The following is a 16,601-nucleotide window of genomic DNA, read 5'->3' on the forward strand; positions in this document are numbered from 1 at the left end:
GTCTATCCGGGTGGATCAGGAGAGCCGTTCAAAGACGCCGGCCACGCCCTGACCTCCGCCCACGCAGGCCGAAACCATGCCGTATTTCTGGTCCCGGCGTTCCATTTCATTCAACAGCTGAACCGACAGACGGGCGCCCGTCGAGCCGAGCGCGTGACCGAGGGCGATGGCACCGCCGTTCGGGTTGATCCGGCTCCGGTCGAGGTCCAGTTCCTTGATGACGGCCAGCGACTGGGCGGCAAAGGCCTCGTTCAGTTCGATCAGTTCGATGTCGTCCTGCTTCAGTCCGGCTTTTTTCAGCGCGAGCGGGATGGCGTTGACGGGTCCGATTCCCATAATGCGGGGCTCGACGCCGGCCGTGGCGTAGGAGACCATGCGGGCCTTCGGCTTCAGGCCCAGTTCGTTCACCAGCCGTTCGGACATGACGATGACGAACGCGGCTCCGTCGGAGGTCTGTGAGGAGTTTCCGGCCGTGACCGACCCGCCGTTGGCAAACACCGGTTTCAGTTTCCCCAGGGCTTCCAGACTCGTATCGGCCCGCGGGCCTTCGTCTTTGCTGACGGCCCACTCGCGGGTTTTCTTCTTGCCTGCCTCCGTATCGAAATAGGTTTCCTTTACCGAAACCGGCACGATCTCGTCGTCGAACTTACCGGCCGCCTGAGCCGCCAGCGCTTTCTGGTGCGATTCGTAGGCGAACTGGTCCTGCTCGTCCCGGCTGATTTTGAACTGCTCGGCCACCTGCTCGGCGGTCAGGCCCATGCCGATGTAATAATCCGGATGCTTCTGGGCAATCTCGAAGTTCAGGGCGGTTTTCCAGCCCATCACCGGCACGAGCGACATCGACTCCGTACCGCCGGCGACGATGCAGTCGGCCAGCCCGGAATGAATCTTGGCCGACGCGATGGCGATGGCTTCCAGCCCGGAGCCGCAATACCGGTTGATGGTCATTCCCGGCACGCTTTCCGGCAGCGACAGCAGCGCAATATACCGGGCAATCTGCATGCCCTGTTCGGCCTCCGGCACGGCATTGCCGACGATGAGGTCGTCGACGCGGGCGGGGTCGAAGTTCGGGAGCTGCCCGAGCAGGTGTTTGATGACTTCAGCCGCCATGTCGTCCGGACGGGTAAAGCGGAAGCCCCCGCGGGGCGCTTTTCCGACGGCCGTCCGGTAACCGGCTACAATATAGGCGTCCATATGAATGCGATGTTTCTTTTAAAACAATTTCGGTTACTTATAAATTTCCGACCGGGTTCGGTCTTCCGGCTCAGTTCCGCAGCGGCTTTCCGCCCTGGAGCAGGCTCTGAATCCGTTCCAGGGTTTTCTTTTCACCCGTCAGCGACAGGAAGGCTTCGCGCTCCAGATCGATCAGGTACTGCTCACTGACGGTCTGGGGCGTGCTGAGGTCGCCCCCGCAAATGACGTAAGCCAGTTTTTCGGCGATCTTCTGATCATGTTCGGAGATAAACCGGCCCATGCGCATCGCCGTAATTCCGGCTTTGAACAGGGCGATGCCGGTCCGGCCCTGCACCTTGATGTCCTTGCGTGGTTTGGGCTGGGTGTAACCGTTTTCGGCGAGTTCGATAGCGGCCTGTTTGGCTTCGGCGATCAGCCGGTTGCGGTTCAGCACGATCTGGGCCGACGGCAGCAGGTAGTTCATGTCCCGGGCTTCCTGCGCCGAGGTCGACACCTTAGCCGTGGCGATGTTCATGAAAATGTTCTGCAGGATGTTCAGCTCCGGGTCACCGGTCTGGTAGAGGTCACTCGCCCGGGCGGCCATCTCCTTGGTGCCGCCCCCGGCCGGAATCAGCCCGACGCCCACTTCGACCAGTCCCATATACAGCTCGGCATGGGCCACGACGCGGTCGGCGTGGAGATTCAGTTCACAGCCTCCGCCCAGGGCCAGGGAATGGGGCGCCGTCACGACCGGAATCGAGGAATACCGCGCCCGCATCATCGTCTGCTGGAACTGCGCGATCATCAGGTTGATCTCGTCGAACTCCTGCTCGATGCCGAACATGAACAGGGTAGCCAGGTTGGCCCCCGCCGAGTAGGCCTCGTTCGACTCGTTGCCGATGACCAGCCCGCGAAAATCCTTCTCCCCGATGCTGATGGCTTTGTTGAGGCCCTCGATCACCTCGGCTCCGAAGGTGTTCATCTTGCTGCGGAATTCGAGGTTCAGAATGCCGTCGCCGATGTCGTACAGGGCCGCGCCGGCATTTTTCCAGACGACGTTGCCGCTCAGGTTTTCGAGCAGGATGAAGCTCTCCGTTCCCGGAATGGCCTTGTAGGCTTTGGTCGGGAGGTCGTAGTATTTCCGGACACCGCCCTCCACTTTATAAAAGCTGTCGAACCCGGCTTCGAGCATTTCATACACCCAGGCGGCCGGTTTCTGCCCCTGCGATTCGAGCAGTTCGACGCCCTTCCGGAGGCCGATGGCATCCCAGGTTTCGAACAGGCCCATCTGCCAGCCGAACCCCGCCGTGATGGCGGCATCGATGCGGTAAAGCTCGTCGGCAATTTCGGGAATGCGGTAGGTGGCGTAGCGGAAGCTGTCGGCGAAGGTCTTTCGGTAAAACTCCCCGGCCTTGTCGGAGCCGGCCAGCAGGACCGGGAAGCGTTTTTTCAGCGAGTCGATGCTTTTGGTGCCTTCGAGCGTCGCGAACTTCACCTTCTGGGACGGCTTGTATTCGAACGTTTTCAGGTCGAGGGCCAGAATGACCGACTGGCCTTTTTCGTCCTTGACCTTTTTATAGAAACCCTGGCCGGTTTTGTCGCCGAGCCATTTGTTGTCATAGAGTTTCTGCATGACCGGCGGCAGCCGGAAGGCCTCCTTCGACTCGTCGTTGGTCAAAACTTTCAGCAGATTGGTCGCAACGTTGACGGTCGTATCCAGCCCTACGACGTCGGAGAGCCGGAAAGTGCCGGATTTGGGTCGGCCGGTGACCGGGCCGGTCAGTTTATCGACTTCTTCCACCGTCAGCCCCATCTCTTCGGCCACCCGGATCGTCTGGATCATGGCGTAAATACCGAGCCGGTTGGCGATGAAGGCGGGCGTGTCCTTGCAGAGTACGGTCGTTTTGCCCAGATACAGGTCACCGTAACTCATCAGGAAGTCGATGACGGCGGGGTCGGTAGCGGGGCCGGGAATAATTTCGAGCAGGCGGAGGTAGCGGGGCGGGTTGAAGAAGTGCGTTCCGCAGAAATGCCGCCGGAAATCCTCGCTCCGGCCTTCCGTCAACAGGTGCATCGGGATGCCGGAGGTATTCGAGGTGATCAGCGTGCCGGGCTTGCGGTATTGTTCGACCCGCTCGTAGAGTGACCGCTTGATGTCCAGCCGCTCGACGACCACCTCGATCACCCAGTCGTATTTACCGATTTCGGAAAGGTTATCGTCGAAGTTGCCCAGTTTGATGCGCTCCGCGAATTTCGGGCTGTAGAGGGCGGCAGGGGTAGCTTTCAGCGTGTTCTGAAAAGCCTCGTTCACCACCCGGTTGCGCACGGCCGGATGGTCGAGCGTTAGTTTTTTAGCTTCTTCGGCCGGAGTCAGGGCGTTCGGGACGATGTCCAGCAGCAGCACTTCCACGCCGATGTTGGCGAAGTGGCAGGCGATCCGCGAGCCCATGATGCCGGAGCCGAGAACGGCTACCCGTCGGATGCTGCGGTTTCTGGTGGTGGTCAGGGGTTTCGAAAGGGTTGCTTCCATAATTTTTATAATAATACAGCGGTTTGAAGAAAAGCCGCCGGGCCGGGGCTGTCGGCAAAACGCTCAGGCTGCCTGCGTTTTTAAACCATTATTCAACCGTTAATTCCTCCGTACCGCTGGCTTTCAGTTTGGAGTTTTCTTCCTCCACCAGCCGGTTGATCTCCTTCATGACGTCGAAGAAGACCACGAGCTTATCGAGCGGGATATTCTCCCGGATGAGGTTATTGAACTGAATGACGCCCTCGCGGGCAATCTCCCGCTTCTTCTTGCCTTCGCTGGTCAGGAAAATACGAACGAACCGCTTGTCGTTTTCGTCGACCACCCGTTTGATCCAGCCCCGTTCTTCCAGGCTTTTCAGCATCCTGACCAGGCTGCGGGGCTCCATTCCCAGCAGGGGGCCGATCTTGGTAGCCGGGGTTCCCTGCTCCATGTCGATGTTCAGCAGAACGTAGCCGATTGCCATCGTCATGTCGTAGCGCGCTGCATAGGTGTTATACATGCGTGAAACGGCATGCCACCCCCACTTGATGTGAAAATCGACGGTTTTTTCCTTTTTCATCTCGGTATCGCTCGGGCGTTTGGTGTCGGGCCGACCCCGTAAAGCTACCAAAATAAAAGAGTATTATGCAAGCATACTATTGAAGAATTCTGGATGAAAGAGGGAAAAAGTAGAAGGGAAGCGAGGAATCCTATTAAAAAAGAAACCTGCCGGCGATCCGCGGAAACGGTCACCGGCAGGTCAAATGTAATAAAACCTGCTGAATATGGGTGGCCTCAGGCAGCCGAGCGGTCGTAGTAAGCCAGCACTTCCGTAGCGGAAGGCTGCTCCAGCCGCTCCAGGACTTCCCGGCGCGGAAAATCCTCCGTAAAATCCTTATCCACGTAGCTGAACAAAACCTCCCGGTTTTGCCCGACGACGAACAGACCCGGAAAGGGTACGTCTTCCGTGATTCCGGCAATACGGTTCCAGACCAGGTCGCTGGCCGAGTGAACACCGAACTGGTCGGCAATAAAGTTATCCGCGTCCTGGGCGATGGTGAACGGCAGGTCCTGCTGCTCGACCAGTGATTGCAGATGATCCACCGAATCCGGCGACAACACCAGCAGATTCGTACCGGCCTGGCGAAGGCGGGTGTAAAGCCGGGTCAGTTTCTGCAGATAGGGTTCGGCATAGCCGTTCCAGCCGGAGCTGTAGAAGGCCACGACCAACGGGCCGTTCACCAGCAGATCATGCAGGTGAATGGTGCCGGCCGAATCGGTCTGCCAGGTGATGTACTGCCATACGGCCAGCCGACGCGGCAGGTTGATCAGGGGCGCCTTGGCACCCGGCCGCAGCGGGGCGACGGAAACGGTTTTGCGGAAGATCTGAGGAACGGAGTACAGGTCGGTGTCCTCGGGAACGGTATCGAAATAAGGAGTCATGGCAGCAGGTTTTTAGAATGGCACGTATCGTGACTGAGCCTTAATCAAGCCGGGTTATGCCGGGCAAACGGCCCATCGACGTTGCCGGGCCGGTATTCAGAAAAAAGTTAAGCAGATTGGGCAGGGTAATGAAGGGGCGGTGTCCTAATGGCACACCATATGCATTCGACAACAACACCGACCCGTAGAAGGAGGGGAGGTCTCTACAACCGGACGGCGCCGGCGGGGGGTCGTATGGCGATTGGTCAGATGCATTAATATACTATGTCAATAGATTATGTGCAAATATAGGCAACAGTTTAAATACGCTCCAAATTTCTGAGCGTTAATTTTATTATTTGGCAGGACGGTAGGCTACCGAAACCGGCTGAGCCGCGTCCGGTTCGGCCTCCCCGGCCTCGACGGTTTCCGGCCGGGTTTCCTCGATGGGCCGGACCATGCGGCCGATCAGAATGCTGGAAAGGATGACCGCCATGGCCACATACCCCACCCAGGAGTAGTGGATGAGCTGCCCGCCCGGCGTTTTGCTGACGATCAGACCGGCCCCGTAGGTGGCGGCCGCCTGGGCCAGCAGCTGCACCGACGAGTTGATGCTCATGAACCCACCCCGGTGCTTCGGTTCCACGACGGAAGAAACCATGGCCTGGGTCGGAATCATGCGGCCATTGGAGAAAATGAAAAAGATGGCAGCCACGAACATGATGTAGGCAACACTGGCCGGCTCCATGGTAGTGATCAGGTAGATGGGCAGTACCGAGAGCAGGGCGAAAATCGCGAAAACCGGGTATTTACCGCGTTGATCCGCCAGCTTTCCGACCAGCGGGGCGCTGAAGATCGTCACCAGGCCGCCGGTCAGGTAGATCAGATACAGGTTGTTCTCACTCAGACCGACGTTGGCGACCATATAGGGGGAAAGCATCGGGATGATGCTGAAGTGGCCCAGCATGATGGTGGTCGTCAGCCAGAGCGCGCGAAGCTGGTTCGGATTGCGGGCAACGGCCGTCACCACTTCCAGCGGATTAAAGCGGACTTCCGCCCGCTGCAGGTGCTGGTCCAGTTTCGGTACGAACCGGACGATCAGGCCGATGACGACCAGGCCGAGGCCGCCCAGCACCAGAAACGGCGCATGCCAGCTGATCTCCGTAGCCAGATACAGCCCGGCCGGAACACCCACGACGGAAGCCACCGAAAAGGCGCTCATGATGAGCGACATGGCCTGCCCCCGGCGCTCATACGGCACCACGTCGGCCACGATGGCCAGGACCTGCGCCCCCAGCACCCCTCCGAAAACTCCGGCGGTCGTGCGGGCCACGATCAGCCAGCCGAAGGTAGGGGCCAGACCGCAGGCGATGGTTCCGAGGACGAAGCCGAGGTAAGCCCAGAAAATCACTTTCTTCCGGTCGAACCGGTCGACGAAGAAGGCGGCCAGAAAACCGGAGATGCCGGCGCTGAGGCTGTAGGCGGATACGATGAAGCTGAACTGCTGGGGACTGAGACTGAAAAACCGCATCAACTGAGGCCCCATCGGCATCATGATCATGAAGTCGATAATGTGGGTGAAGTTGATGCAGGCAAGCACGAAAAGAAGCAATTTTTCCTGACGGGACATGGTGTGTTCGTATTTGTTGTGGATGGTGCGGACGGGGGTTTACAGTTCCTCGGCCAGAAGTTTATCAATCAGACGATTGAAGTCTTCAACAAACGTGTCGTAATAATTTCCGGTTCCCGGGCCGGTGAAGCCGGTATGGATCTGACGCACGTTTCCCTTCCGATCCAGAACGATGGTGGTCGGAAAGCCGATCACCCGGTTGAGCATCGGAAGCGTTTTTGAGGCTTCTGCCTTATTGTTGGTACCCGCCAGCAGCACCGGATACCCGATCGAGTACCGTTCGATCATTCGCTGCAGTTTGGGAGCAGATTCTTTCAGATCGGCCGACTTCTCATAGGCCAGCCCCACGATCTCAACCCCCCGGTCTTTGTTCTTCCGGTACCACGGACTCAGGAAATTCGTCTCGTCCATACAGTTGGGGCACCAGGAACCAAGCAGCTGCACCACCACCACCTTGTTGCGGAACCGTTCGTCGGCCAGGGAGACGGGTTTGCCGCTGAGATCAGGGAAGCTGAAGGTCAGGGTCTTATGCCCCGGTTTCAGGTAAGTCAGTTGGGTGGCGTCGGGCAATTCGGCGGCCGGGTCGAAGCGGGCCTGCCAGGTTTCGTAACCGGTTACGCCGGACCAGAACCCGCCCTGGAGCGTTCCGTCGGGCCTGCGGGCGGCTTTGAACAGGTAGGCGTGGGTGCCGTCGAAGCAGGAAAGCAGCAGGCTGTCGCCCACCGCGTTGCCTTCCAGGAAGCGGTAGTCGCCGGTCGGCGTCAGGAACGTTCCGGTGACCGTACCGCCCTGCTGCCGGAAAATCCCGACGGCCTGCGTGGTGTCCGATTCGGAGCGGAAGGTGGTCGCCCATTTGCCGGTAAAGCTGGTTTTGGGCGGTTCGGCCGTATTCGTGAAGCGGTGACGCTCGCCGAACCGGGCCTCGAAGGGGATGAAGGTATAACTCTGAAGGGTGCGCCGGCGCTGGAAGATGCCCTGCATGGTGTTGCTCGACACTCTGGCCCGGATCTCGGATTCGAAGATCGACATCGGAATCCGGATCGAGTCGCCCTGGAACGTTGCCGTGTCGAATTTCAGCCGTTCCTTGCCGTTGAGGACGTAGACGGACCAGGTGGTACTGTCGGCGTTGGGTACCAGTTCGAGCCCGAACGGAAGGTCGCCCCCTTTGGTTTTCAGCGTGGCCCGCCAGATGCCTTTTTTTACTTTCGGCGCCGAATCGGACGCACAGGAAAACGGAAACCAAAACGCGGCTGCGACCAGCAGGGCAAGCATTTTTTTCATACGATAAAAAGATGGAGGATGCGGGAGTCTTCTCGTAGAAATAGGGGCGGTTTTGTTAAGTTTGTAACGGATGTTCTTTTTAAAATAGTTCCTGAAATACGAATGACGAATACCGCTTACCACGATCCGGTTCTGCTCCAGGCCTGCATCGAAGGGCTTGCTCTGAAACCGGGGGGCACTTATGTCGACGTGACGTTCGGCGGGGGAGGTCATTCCCGCGAGCTGCTTCGGCAACTGGAAGGCGGCCGGCTGATCGCCTTCGATCAGGACCCAGACGCCCGGCGGAATGCCGGGGAGGTCAATGACCCGCGGCTAACGTTCGTGGCGGCCAACTTCCGGCACCTGAAGCGGTATCTCAGACTGTATAAAATCGACCACGTAGACGGTATTCTGGCCGACCTGGGCATTTCCTCGCACCAGATCGACACGCCCGAACGCGGTTTCTCGACCCGCTTCGACGCCGACCTCGACATGCGGATGAACCAGTCCGGCGAACAGACGGCCCGCAAAGTGCTCAACGAGTATCCTGAAGAACAGCTTCACAAAATTCTGGGCATGTACGGCGAGGTAATCAACGCCCGCACGCTGGCCGGAGCCATCGTGGCCGCCCGGGCGCGGCAGCCCATCGAAACCATCAGCGACCTGAAGGGCGTCCTGCAGCGGTATGCTCCGCGGGGCCGGGAAAATAAATACTATGCGCAGGTGTTCCAGGCGCTGCGCATCGAAGTGAACGAAGAACTGACCGTTCTGGAGGAATTCCTGACGCAGGTGCCGGAGGTGCTGGCGCCGGGCGGGCGGCTGGTGGTGATGGCCTACCATTCGCTGGAAGACCGGCTGGTGAAAAACTTCATCAAAGCCGGTAACTTCAGGGGAGACATCGAGAAAGACCTGTACGGGAACGAAATCAAACCGCTCCGGGGCATCACCCGCAAACCGATCGAAGCGTCGGCCGAGGAAGTGAGCCGCAACCCGCGGGCCAGAAGCGCAAAACTCCGGATCGCCGAGAAACTGTAAACGGGCCACCCGAACCTATGGCACAGAATACGTTCAAACACCAGCAGTCCGAGCCGAGAGCCCCGAAGGTGAAAAAGAAGCGGGAAAACCGGCTGTACAATTACCTGAACCAGACGGTCGGAATCGAGCGGATTTTCGGGGAGGACAACGCCTGGCCCATCAAGCACTTCGACCGCATCATGTGGGTGTCGCTGCTGCTGATCGTCTACATCGGTTTCAACCACAACGCCGAGCGGCTGGTGCGCCGGATTCAGCGGACCAAATCCGAAGTGGACGAACTGCTTGCCCACTACACGACCCTGAAGGCCGACTTCATGAAAAGCGGGAAACAGTCGGAAATTACGAAGCAGGTGGCCCCGATGGGCCTCACCGAGCCGACCACTCCGCCCTACAAAATTGTCGTTAAACCGGAAGCCCCTCAGCCATGAACATTAAAAAGGATATTCTGCGCCGGGCGAGGCTGGCTTCCATCGCGATCTGCCTGTTTGCCGCCGGGATCGTCGGGAAGATGTTCCACGTCCAGTTCGTTCAGAAGCAGGACGGTAAATTGTGGAAGGAGCGCATCGCCGAATACCATATCAAGAAGGATACGCTGCGGGCCAACCGGGGCAATATTTATTCCCATAACGGCAGCCTGCTGGCGACTTCCCTGCCTTATTACTACGTCGGGATCGATCCGCGCGTGGCGAAGGAGGAGTTTTTCAACCAGAAGATCGACTCGCTGGGGATGCTGCTGTCGCGGCACTTCGGCGACCACTCCCGCAACGAATACGTCTACATGATCAAAAAGGCCCGGGAGCACGGGCGAAAGTATGTGCTCCTGAGCCGCAAAAAAATTACCTTCAAAGACCGGCTGGCGATGCTGAAATGGCCGTTTTTCCGCCGGGATCGCCGGAATCAGGGGGGCGGCAAGTTCGACCCGGTCTACCTGCGGTATAACCCGTTCGGGCGGATGGCCCTGCGGACGGTCGGCTACCTGAGCCCCGAAACCGGGCGCGGGCTGGTGGGGCTGGAAGCCAGTTACCAGAAAGAACTCGCCGGAAAAGACGGCGTCGGGCTGGTGGAGGTGCTTTCGGGCGGGGTCCAGATGCCGGTCGAGGACGGGTCCGACATTAAACCCGAGCCGGGCGTGGACGTCTACACGACCATCGACGTCAATTTTCAGGACATGGCCGAAACCGCCCTGCTGCACGGGCTGGAGAAGTACCAGGCCGAGAAAGGGTCGCTGGTGGTCATGGAGGTGGCTACGGGCGAAATCCGGGCCATGGCGAACCTGACCCTGCGCAACGGTAAATACGTCGAGAACTTCAACCACGCGCTGGCCGGCGGGACGGACCCGGGTTCGACCTTCAAGCTGGCAACCATGATGGCACTCCTGGAGGAACGCGCAATCCGGCCCGACCAGCTGGTGAACACCGGGGGCGGGTTTGTCCGTTACCACGGCATGGGCATCGCCGACGCCAAGCGGGGCGGCCACGGAACGATCACCGCGCAGGAGGTATTCGAAAAATCGTCGAACGTCGGCGTGCACATGCTGATGAGGTACTTCTACAGCCGCCCGGAACTCTATTGCCGGTACCTGCGTCAGTTCCGGCTGCATAAACCCATCGGGCTGAAGCTGTACGGCGAAACGATGCCCTATATCCCGAATCCGCAGTCACGGCGGTGGAGCAAGCTGTCGCTGCCTTCCATGTCGTACGGCTACGAACTGCGGCTGACGCCCCTGCAGATGCTGGCGTTCTACAACGCCGTGGCCAACGACGGCAAGTGGGTGCAGCCGATGCTGGTGAAGCAGATTCGCCGGGCCGACGAAGTGATCGAGGATTATCAGCCGTATGTCGATCCGGAACCGATCTGCCGTCAGGAAACCATCCGCAAGGTGAAGAAGATGCTGGAGGGGGTCGTCGAGCGCGGAACCGCCAAAAAGAGCCAGAGTCCCTATTATAAATTCGCCGGGAAAACCGGAACGGCCCAGAAACTGATCAACGGCCGCTATCAGGTCGGCAAATATTATACCTCGTTCATCGGGTATTTTCCGGCCGACAAACCGAAATACTCCTGCGTCGTCGTGGTCGATAGTCCCAAAGGAGCCCACATCGACCTGCTTTACGGAGGCAGCGTGTCGGCGCCGGTGTTCCGGGAGATTGCCGACCGCATCTACGCCTACGACGTGCGGATGCACCAGCCGGTGGCGATTGCCTCCCGACCGGTCCGGCAGTCGGGCGCCGGCATCAAAGCCGGCTTTGCCGACGACCTCCGGACCATCGGAACCGAGCTGAACATCGACAGCCAGCCGGGCCCGGACGGGTGGGTGAAAGCCGAAACCCAGGGAACGAAAGTGCAGTGGGTGAGCCAGGCGACCAAAACCCAGGTGCCGGACCTGCGCGGCATGAGCCTGCGCGACGCCCTGCATCTGCTCGAAAACCGCGGCTTCCGCGTCCGCTTCGAGGGAATCGGCAAAGTGGTGGAGCAGTCCGTTCCACCCGGAAGTCCGCTGCCCGAGCCGCGCCGGATCACCCTGACCCTCCGGCAAACCGCCCGCCCCGACACCCTGATGACCGCTTCGAAAGACATTGCCAAACATGATCTGTAAAGGGTTGTAAACCCGGGTTTGCCGCGACGGCCTGATCGTCGCGGAAACCGGCGGGCCAACGCCTTTGTGTGCTTTTACCATGCAGTTAACCGATCTTCTTTATAAAGTCCCTCTGCTGGCTACCTCCGGAAACATGAATGTGGAGGTGACCCAACTGACCATGGATTCGCGCCGGGCCGGGGCGGGCAGCCTGTTTGCCGCCGTCCGCGGTACGCAGACCGACGGTCACCAGTTTATCCCGAAAGCCGTAGAACAGGGGGCCACCGTCATCCTTTGCGAGGCACTTCCGCCGATGGAAGCGGACGACCGGCCCGGAGCCGCCGTTACCTACGTACAGGTGCAGGACAGCGCCTACGCCCTCGGCCTGCTGGCGGCCAATTTTTTCGGCCATCCCTCCCGGAAGCTGAAGCTGGTCGGGGTGACCGGCACAAACGGGAAGACCTCGACGGCTACCCTGCTGTTCCGGCTGTTTCGGCGGCTGGGTTACCGGGTCGGGCTGCTCTCCACCGTGCAGAACCAGATCGACGAAACCGTCATCCCGGCCACCCATACCACGCCCGACACCCTGGCACTCAACGAACTGCTGGTGCAGATGGTCCAGCGGGGCTGTACGCACTGTTTCATGGAAGTGAGTTCGCACGCGGTGGTGCAGCAGCGCATTGCCGGGCTGCAGTTTGCGGGGGGAATCTTCACCAACATTACCCACGATCACCTCGATTTTCATAAGACCTTCGACAATTACATCAAAGCCAAGAAAGGGTTTTTCGACCAGTTGCCGGCTTCGGCTTTTGCCCTGACGAACCTCGACGACAAGCGCGGGCTGGTCATGCTCCAGAACACGGCGGCCCGGAAGGAAAGCTATTCCCTGCAGACGGTAGGCTCCTTCAAGGGCAAGATTCTGTCGGAGGGGCTGTTCGGCCTGCATATGGAGATTGACGGCCGGGAGGTGTGGTTCAAGCTGACGGGCCGGTTCAACGCCTACAACCTGCTGGCGGTCTACGGTTCGGCGGTGCTGCTGGGGGAGGAGGCCGAGGAGGTGCTGACCCAGCTCTCCGATCTGTCCAGCCCGCCGGGCCGTTTCGAAACCATCATTTCGGAGCAGAAAATCATCGGAATCGTCGACTACGCCCATACGCCCGACGCCCTGCAAAACGTTCTGGAAACGATCTCGGACCTGCGGCAGGGTAATGAGCAGGTAATCACGGTAGTAGGCTGTGGGGGAAACCGGGATGCAGCCAAACGGCCCATCATGGCCGAAATCGCCTGCCGGTTCAGCGACCGGGTCATTCTGACCTCCGACAACCCGCGAAATGAAGACCCGATGGCGATTCTGGAGCAGATGCAGGCCGGGGTGCCGGCCATCGATTTTAAAAAGACGGAAACCATTGCCGACCGGCGGGAGGCCATTTTCCGGGCCGTGGCCCAGGCCGGTCCGAACGACGTGATTCTGGTAGCCGGCAAGGGGCATGAAACCTATCAGGAGATCATGGGCGTCAAACACGACTTCGACGACCGGGTCGTTCTCCGGGAAGCCTTTCAGCAATCGATACAGGGAAAACCGTAACTTTGCGGGTTCGAAAGCCTTCTTTCGTTCGGAAGGCCTTCGATTTTTCAAGCACAAACCATATGCTTTATTACCTCTTTACGTATCTCGACCAGCGGTTCGACTTTCCCGGCGCCGGGGTTTTTCAATATTTATCCTTCCGGGCCGGGGCGGCCATCACCCTGTCGCTGATGATTGCGGCCATCTACGGCCGGCAGATCATCGACATCCTCCGGAAGCTCCAGATCGGGGAGGAAATCAGGGATCTGGGCCTGCAGGGCCAGATGCAGAAACGCGGTACCCCGACCATGGGCGGTTTCATCATCCTGGCGTCGCTGGTCGTGCCGACGCTGCTGTTCGCCAAGCTGACCAATGTCTATATCGTGCTGCTGCTGGTGTCGACCGTCTGGACCGGCATGATCGGCTTCCTGGACGACTATATCAAGGTATTCAAAAAGAACAAGGAGGGGCTGCAGGGCCGTTTCAAGGTGGTCGGGCAGGTCGGGCTGGGCCTGATCGTGGGGCTGACGCTGTATTTCAACGACTACGTCAAAATCCGGATCTACAAGCCGGGCGTGATCAACACCTCGGTCGGGCAGATTGAATACGCGGCTTATCAGGACATCAAGTCGATGTCGACGACAGTCCCCTTTCTGAAGAACAACGAGTTCAATTACGGCAACATCCTGCCCGATTTCATCCCCGACGGGTATGCCTGGATTCTGTACGTGGTGGTGGTCATTTTCATCATTACGGCGGTTTCCAACGGGGCCAACATCACCGACGGCATCGACGGGCTGGCGGCCGGGACCTCCGTCATCATCGGCCTGACGCTCGGGGTCTATGCCTATCTGTCGGGGAACAAGATCTTTTCGCAGTATCTGAACATCATGTACATCCCGAACTCGGGGGAGATGGTGATTTTTTGTGCCGCCTTCGTGGGGGCCTGCGTCGGGTTTCTGTGGTACAATTCCTTTCCGGCGCAGGTGTTCATGGGCGATACGGGGAGCCTGATGCTGGGGAGCGTCATTGCCGTGCTGGCGCTGGCGGTTCGCAAGGAGCTGATGATCCCGATCGTCTGCGGCATTTTTCTGGTCGAGAACCTGTCGGTGATCCTGCAGGTGACCTACTTCCGGTACCAGAAGCGGAAAAACGGCCTGGACCATGCCCGGGAACACCGGCTTTTCCTGATGGCGCCACTGCATCATCACTTTCAGAAAAAGGGGTATCACGAGGCCAAAATCGTCACCCGGTTCTGGATCGTGGGCATCATTCTGGCCGTCATCAGCCTGGTTACGCTGAAACTGCGGTAGGAAGAAACGGAAGCGGCAGAAATCCGGAATCGGACGGCTGAAAACTTCAAACAAGCTTGTATTTCAGAATTATACACTCTATATTTGCACTCCCGTTTTCGGACGGGAGTTTTTATGTATAGCGTAAGTAATTGTCTATCAATATATAATCTCCCATAAGCAGTGGATACGTTAAGCTACAAGACCATCTCGGCCAACAAAGCGACGGTGCAGAAGGACTGGGTGGTCATTGACGCGGAAAACCAGGTGCTGGGTCGGCTGGCAAGCCAGGCGGCTAAGATCATCCGGGGCAAGCACAAGCCCAGTTACACTCCGCACGTTGATTGCGGTGACCATGTCATCATCATCAACGCCGAGAAAATCAAGCTGACCGGCAAGAAAATGAACGACAAGGTGTACGTTCGTCACACGGGTTATCCGGGCGGCCAGCGTTTCCGCACCCCGCGTGAAATGATTTCGAAGAACCCGGCTTTCATTCTGGAGCACGCCATCAAGGGGATGCTGCCGAAAAACCGTCTGGGCCGCCGGCTGTTCACGAGCCTGCATGTTTACGCAGGAACGAAGCACCCGCACACCTCACAGCAACCGAAAGAAGTAAATCTGGATATTTGATGTATGACGCTGAACCGCCGGCATCCGGTCGCCCCTCTGCAGGCCCGGTTTCGTCGCCGTTCAAACGCCACCTAAGACAAACATGGAACGAATCAACGCATTAGGTCGCCGGAAAACAGCGGTATCGCGGGTCTACCTGTCGGTAGGTACCGGGAATATCCTCGTCAACGGCAAAGATTACAAGCAGTATTTCCCGACGGAAGTTCTGCAAATCGTTCTGAAACAACCCCTGGCAACCATCAACGCGCCGGAAGGCTACGACGTGAAAGTCAACGTCCGCGGGGGTGGGATCTCCGGTCAGGCCGAGGCTACCCGGATGGGGATTGCCCGCGCCCTGTGTGAGTTCAACCCCGAGTTCCGTCCGGCCCTCAAGAAAGAAGGCTTCCTGACGCGCGACTCCCGCATGGTGGAACGCAAGAAATACGGCCGCGCCAAAGCCCGTCGCCGGTTCCAGTTCTCAAAACGTTAATCCATCGGCCGGTTTTCCGGCCCGGGTACCGTCCAGACCACACTTGCCTGATGCCGACGTGTGGTGCTGCGTATTGTTTATCGCTACGGCGGTCCGTCGCTACGGCGATCCGTCGCCACGGCGAATCGTCGCTCCGGCGGCACTAACTTATTTTTCACTCATTTTCAAAAATGGCACAAGTAGAATACAAAGACCTTCTGGATGCCGGTGTGCACTTCGGCCACCTTACCCGGAAGTGGGACCCCCGCATGGCGCCGTACATCTTCATGGAGAAAAACGGCATCCATATCATTGACCTTAACAAAACGCTGGCTTCGCTCGACGAAGCGTCGGCGGCAATCAAAGGTATCGTTCGTTCCGGCCGCAAAGTGATGTTTGTGGCGACCAAGAAACAGGCGCAGGAAATCGTGACGGAAGAAGCGCGTCGCCTGAAAATGCCTTACGTGACCGACCGCTGGCTGGGTGGTATGCTGACCAACTTCGCCACGATCCGGAAGTCACTGAAGAAGATGCAGGGCATCGAAAAGATGATGAAGGATGAGACGACCTTCAAAAGCCTCGCCAAACGCGAGCGTCTGACGGTGTCTCGTGAGAAAGAAAAGCTGGAGCGCGTACTGGGCGGTGTAGCCGACCTGACCCGCCTGCCGGCCGCCCTGTTCATCGTCGACGTCAAACGGGAGCACATTGCCGTTGCCGAAGCAAAACGCCTGGGCGTGCCGGTTTTCGCCATGTGCGATACCAACTCGAACCCGGATGAGGTCGATTTCCCGATCCCGGCCAACGACGACGCCTACAAGTCGATCCGTCTGATTACGCTCGCCATCGGCAAAGCCATTGAAGAAGGGCTGCTGGAGCGCAAGCAGGATAAGGACGATCAGCGTCTGCAGGAAGAGGAAGAAGCCAAACGTGCCGAAGATGTACGGGCCGCTGCCGCCGAGGGCGAAGACCAGCCTGAACCTGCGGTTACGGCCGAAGCAACCAGCCCGGTCGGCGCTGAGGAATCGGAAGAAAACGAGGAAAAAGAGACTATCTAAGCGCAACC

14 protein-coding genes are annotated in these 16,601 nt (G+C 58.8%); 8 read left to right on the forward strand and 6 right to left on the reverse strand.

Annotation, left to right across the window (positions count from 1 at the left end):
- Positions 1–15: 15 nt before the first annotated feature.
- The 6 genes from DX909_RS24650 to DX909_RS24675 all read right to left on the reverse strand — a co-directional run bounded on the left by DX909_RS24650 (position 16) and on the right by DX909_RS24675 (position 8,015).
- Positions 16–1,194 carry an acetyl-CoA C-acyltransferase gene (locus DX909_RS24650; protein WP_128547906.1) on the reverse strand — a complete coding sequence of 393 codons (1,179 nt, stop codon included), beginning with the start codon at positions 1,192–1,194 and terminating at the stop codon, positions 16–18.
- Between the two features lie 70 nt (positions 1,195–1,264).
- On the reverse strand, positions 1,265–3,703 hold the full coding sequence (locus DX909_RS24655) for a 3-hydroxyacyl-CoA dehydrogenase/enoyl-CoA hydratase family protein (RefSeq protein WP_128547907.1): 2,439 nt from the start codon (positions 3,701–3,703) through the stop codon (positions 1,265–1,267).
- A gap of 88 nt (positions 3,704–3,791) precedes the next feature.
- Positions 3,792–4,262, reverse strand: coding sequence for a MarR family winged helix-turn-helix transcriptional regulator (locus DX909_RS24660; RefSeq protein ID WP_128547908.1), 471 nt, complete (start codon positions 4,260–4,262; stop codon positions 3,792–3,794).
- A gap of 215 nt (positions 4,263–4,477) precedes the next feature.
- A complete protein-coding gene (locus DX909_RS24665; protein WP_128547909.1) occupies positions 4,478–5,125 on the reverse strand; it encodes a redoxin domain-containing protein in 648 nt (215 codons plus the stop codon).
- A gap of 334 nt (positions 5,126–5,459) precedes the next feature.
- The gene (locus DX909_RS24670) at positions 5,460–6,734 is read right to left on the reverse strand and encodes an MFS transporter (protein ID WP_128547910.1); all 1,275 of its coding nucleotides are present in this window, start codon (positions 6,732–6,734) and stop codon (positions 5,460–5,462) included.
- Positions 6,735–6,773: 39 nt separating this feature from the next.
- Positions 6,774–8,015 carry a peroxiredoxin family protein gene (locus tag DX909_RS24675; protein ID WP_128547911.1) on the reverse strand — a complete coding sequence of 414 codons (1,242 nt, stop codon included), beginning with the start codon at positions 8,013–8,015 and terminating at the stop codon, positions 6,774–6,776.
- Between the two features lie 102 nt (positions 8,016–8,117).
- On the opposite strand from DX909_RS24675, the gene rsmH reads away from it, so the two are divergent.
- The 8 genes from rsmH (at position 8,118) to rpsB (ending at position 16,593) form a co-directional block, all read left to right on the forward strand.
- Positions 8,118–9,029 (forward strand): 16S rRNA (cytosine(1402)-N(4))-methyltransferase RsmH, encoded by a 912-nt coding sequence (gene rsmH / locus DX909_RS24680; protein WP_128547912.1) that lies wholly within the window; start codon positions 8,118–8,120, stop codon positions 9,027–9,029.
- A 17-nt stretch (positions 9,030–9,046) separates the two neighbouring features.
- Positions 9,047–9,457 (forward strand): FtsL-like putative cell division protein, encoded by a 411-nt coding sequence (locus DX909_RS24685; protein ID WP_128547913.1) that lies wholly within the window; start codon positions 9,047–9,049, stop codon positions 9,455–9,457.
- Positions 9,454–11,622: a PASTA domain-containing penicillin-binding protein gene (locus DX909_RS24690; protein ID WP_128547914.1), complete on the forward strand. Its 2,169-nt coding sequence runs from the start codon at positions 9,454–9,456 to the stop codon at positions 11,620–11,622. The genes DX909_RS24685 and DX909_RS24690 overlap by 4 nt, the downstream gene beginning before the upstream one ends.
- A gap of 79 nt (positions 11,623–11,701) precedes the next feature.
- Positions 11,702–13,186 carry a UDP-N-acetylmuramoyl-L-alanyl-D-glutamate--2,6-diaminopimelate ligase gene (locus DX909_RS24695; protein ID WP_128547915.1) on the forward strand — a complete coding sequence of 495 codons (1,485 nt, stop codon included), beginning with the start codon at positions 11,702–11,704 and terminating at the stop codon, positions 13,184–13,186.
- A 62-nt stretch (positions 13,187–13,248) separates the two neighbouring features.
- Positions 13,249–14,478 (forward strand): phospho-N-acetylmuramoyl-pentapeptide-transferase, encoded by a 1,230-nt coding sequence (gene mraY / locus DX909_RS24700; protein WP_128547916.1) that lies wholly within the window; start codon positions 13,249–13,251, stop codon positions 14,476–14,478.
- Positions 14,479–14,640: 162 nt separating this feature from the next.
- The gene (rplM, locus tag DX909_RS24705) at positions 14,641–15,090 is read left to right on the forward strand and encodes a 50S ribosomal protein L13 (RefSeq protein WP_128547917.1); all 450 of its coding nucleotides are present in this window, start codon (positions 14,641–14,643) and stop codon (positions 15,088–15,090) included.
- A gap of 82 nt (positions 15,091–15,172) precedes the next feature.
- Entirely contained in the window at positions 15,173–15,559 is a 387-nt protein-coding gene (gene rpsI / locus DX909_RS24710) for a 30S ribosomal protein S9 (protein WP_128547918.1), read from the forward strand.
- A gap of 170 nt (positions 15,560–15,729) precedes the next feature.
- Positions 15,730–16,593: a 30S ribosomal protein S2 gene (rpsB, locus tag DX909_RS24715; RefSeq protein WP_128547919.1), complete on the forward strand. Its 864-nt coding sequence runs from the start codon at positions 15,730–15,732 to the stop codon at positions 16,591–16,593.
- Positions 16,594–16,601 lie beyond the last annotated feature (8 nt).

The organism is Larkinella soli, from assembly GCF_003703975.1.
Taxonomy (GTDB): domain Bacteria; phylum Bacteroidota; class Bacteroidia; order Cytophagales; family Spirosomataceae; genus Larkinella; species Larkinella soli.

Bases quoted from the DNA above. Each gene is read 5' to 3' on its own strand.
- DX909_RS24685 (WP_128547913.1), top strand. From the start codon at position 9,047: ATGGCACAGAATACGTTCAAACACCAGCAGTCCGAGCCGAGAGCCCCG.
- DX909_RS24655 (WP_128547907.1), bottom strand. From the start codon at position 3,703: ATGGAAGCAACCCTTTCGAAACCCCTGACCACCACCAGAAACCGCAGC.
- rpsB (WP_128547919.1), top strand. From the start codon at position 15,730: ATGGCACAAGTAGAATACAAAGACCTTCTGGATGCCGGTGTGCACTTC.
- DX909_RS24650 (WP_128547906.1), bottom strand. From the start codon at position 1,194: ATGGACGCCTATATTGTAGCCGGTTACCGGACGGCCGTCGGAAAAGCG.
- DX909_RS24690 (WP_128547914.1), top strand. From the start codon at position 9,454: ATGAACATTAAAAAGGATATTCTGCGCCGGGCGAGGCTGGCTTCCATC.
- rpsI (WP_128547918.1), top strand. From the start codon at position 15,173: ATGGAACGAATCAACGCATTAGGTCGCCGGAAAACAGCGGTATCGCGG.
- DX909_RS24670 (WP_128547910.1), bottom strand. From the start codon at position 6,734: ATGTCCCGTCAGGAAAAATTGCTTCTTTTCGTGCTTGCCTGCATCAAC.
- rsmH (WP_128547912.1), top strand. From the start codon at position 8,118: ATGACGAATACCGCTTACCACGATCCGGTTCTGCTCCAGGCCTGCATC.
- DX909_RS24675 (WP_128547911.1), bottom strand. From the start codon at position 8,015: ATGAAAAAAATGCTTGCCCTGCTGGTCGCAGCCGCGTTTTGGTTTCCG.
- DX909_RS24665 (WP_128547909.1), bottom strand. From the start codon at position 5,125: ATGACTCCTTATTTCGATACCGTTCCCGAGGACACCGACCTGTACTCC.
- DX909_RS24695 (WP_128547915.1), top strand. From the start codon at position 11,702: ATGCAGTTAACCGATCTTCTTTATAAAGTCCCTCTGCTGGCTACCTCC.
- mraY (WP_128547916.1), top strand. From the start codon at position 13,249: ATGCTTTATTACCTCTTTACGTATCTCGACCAGCGGTTCGACTTTCCC.
- DX909_RS24660 (WP_128547908.1), bottom strand. From the start codon at position 4,262: ATGAAAAAGGAAAAAACCGTCGATTTTCACATCAAGTGGGGGTGGCAT.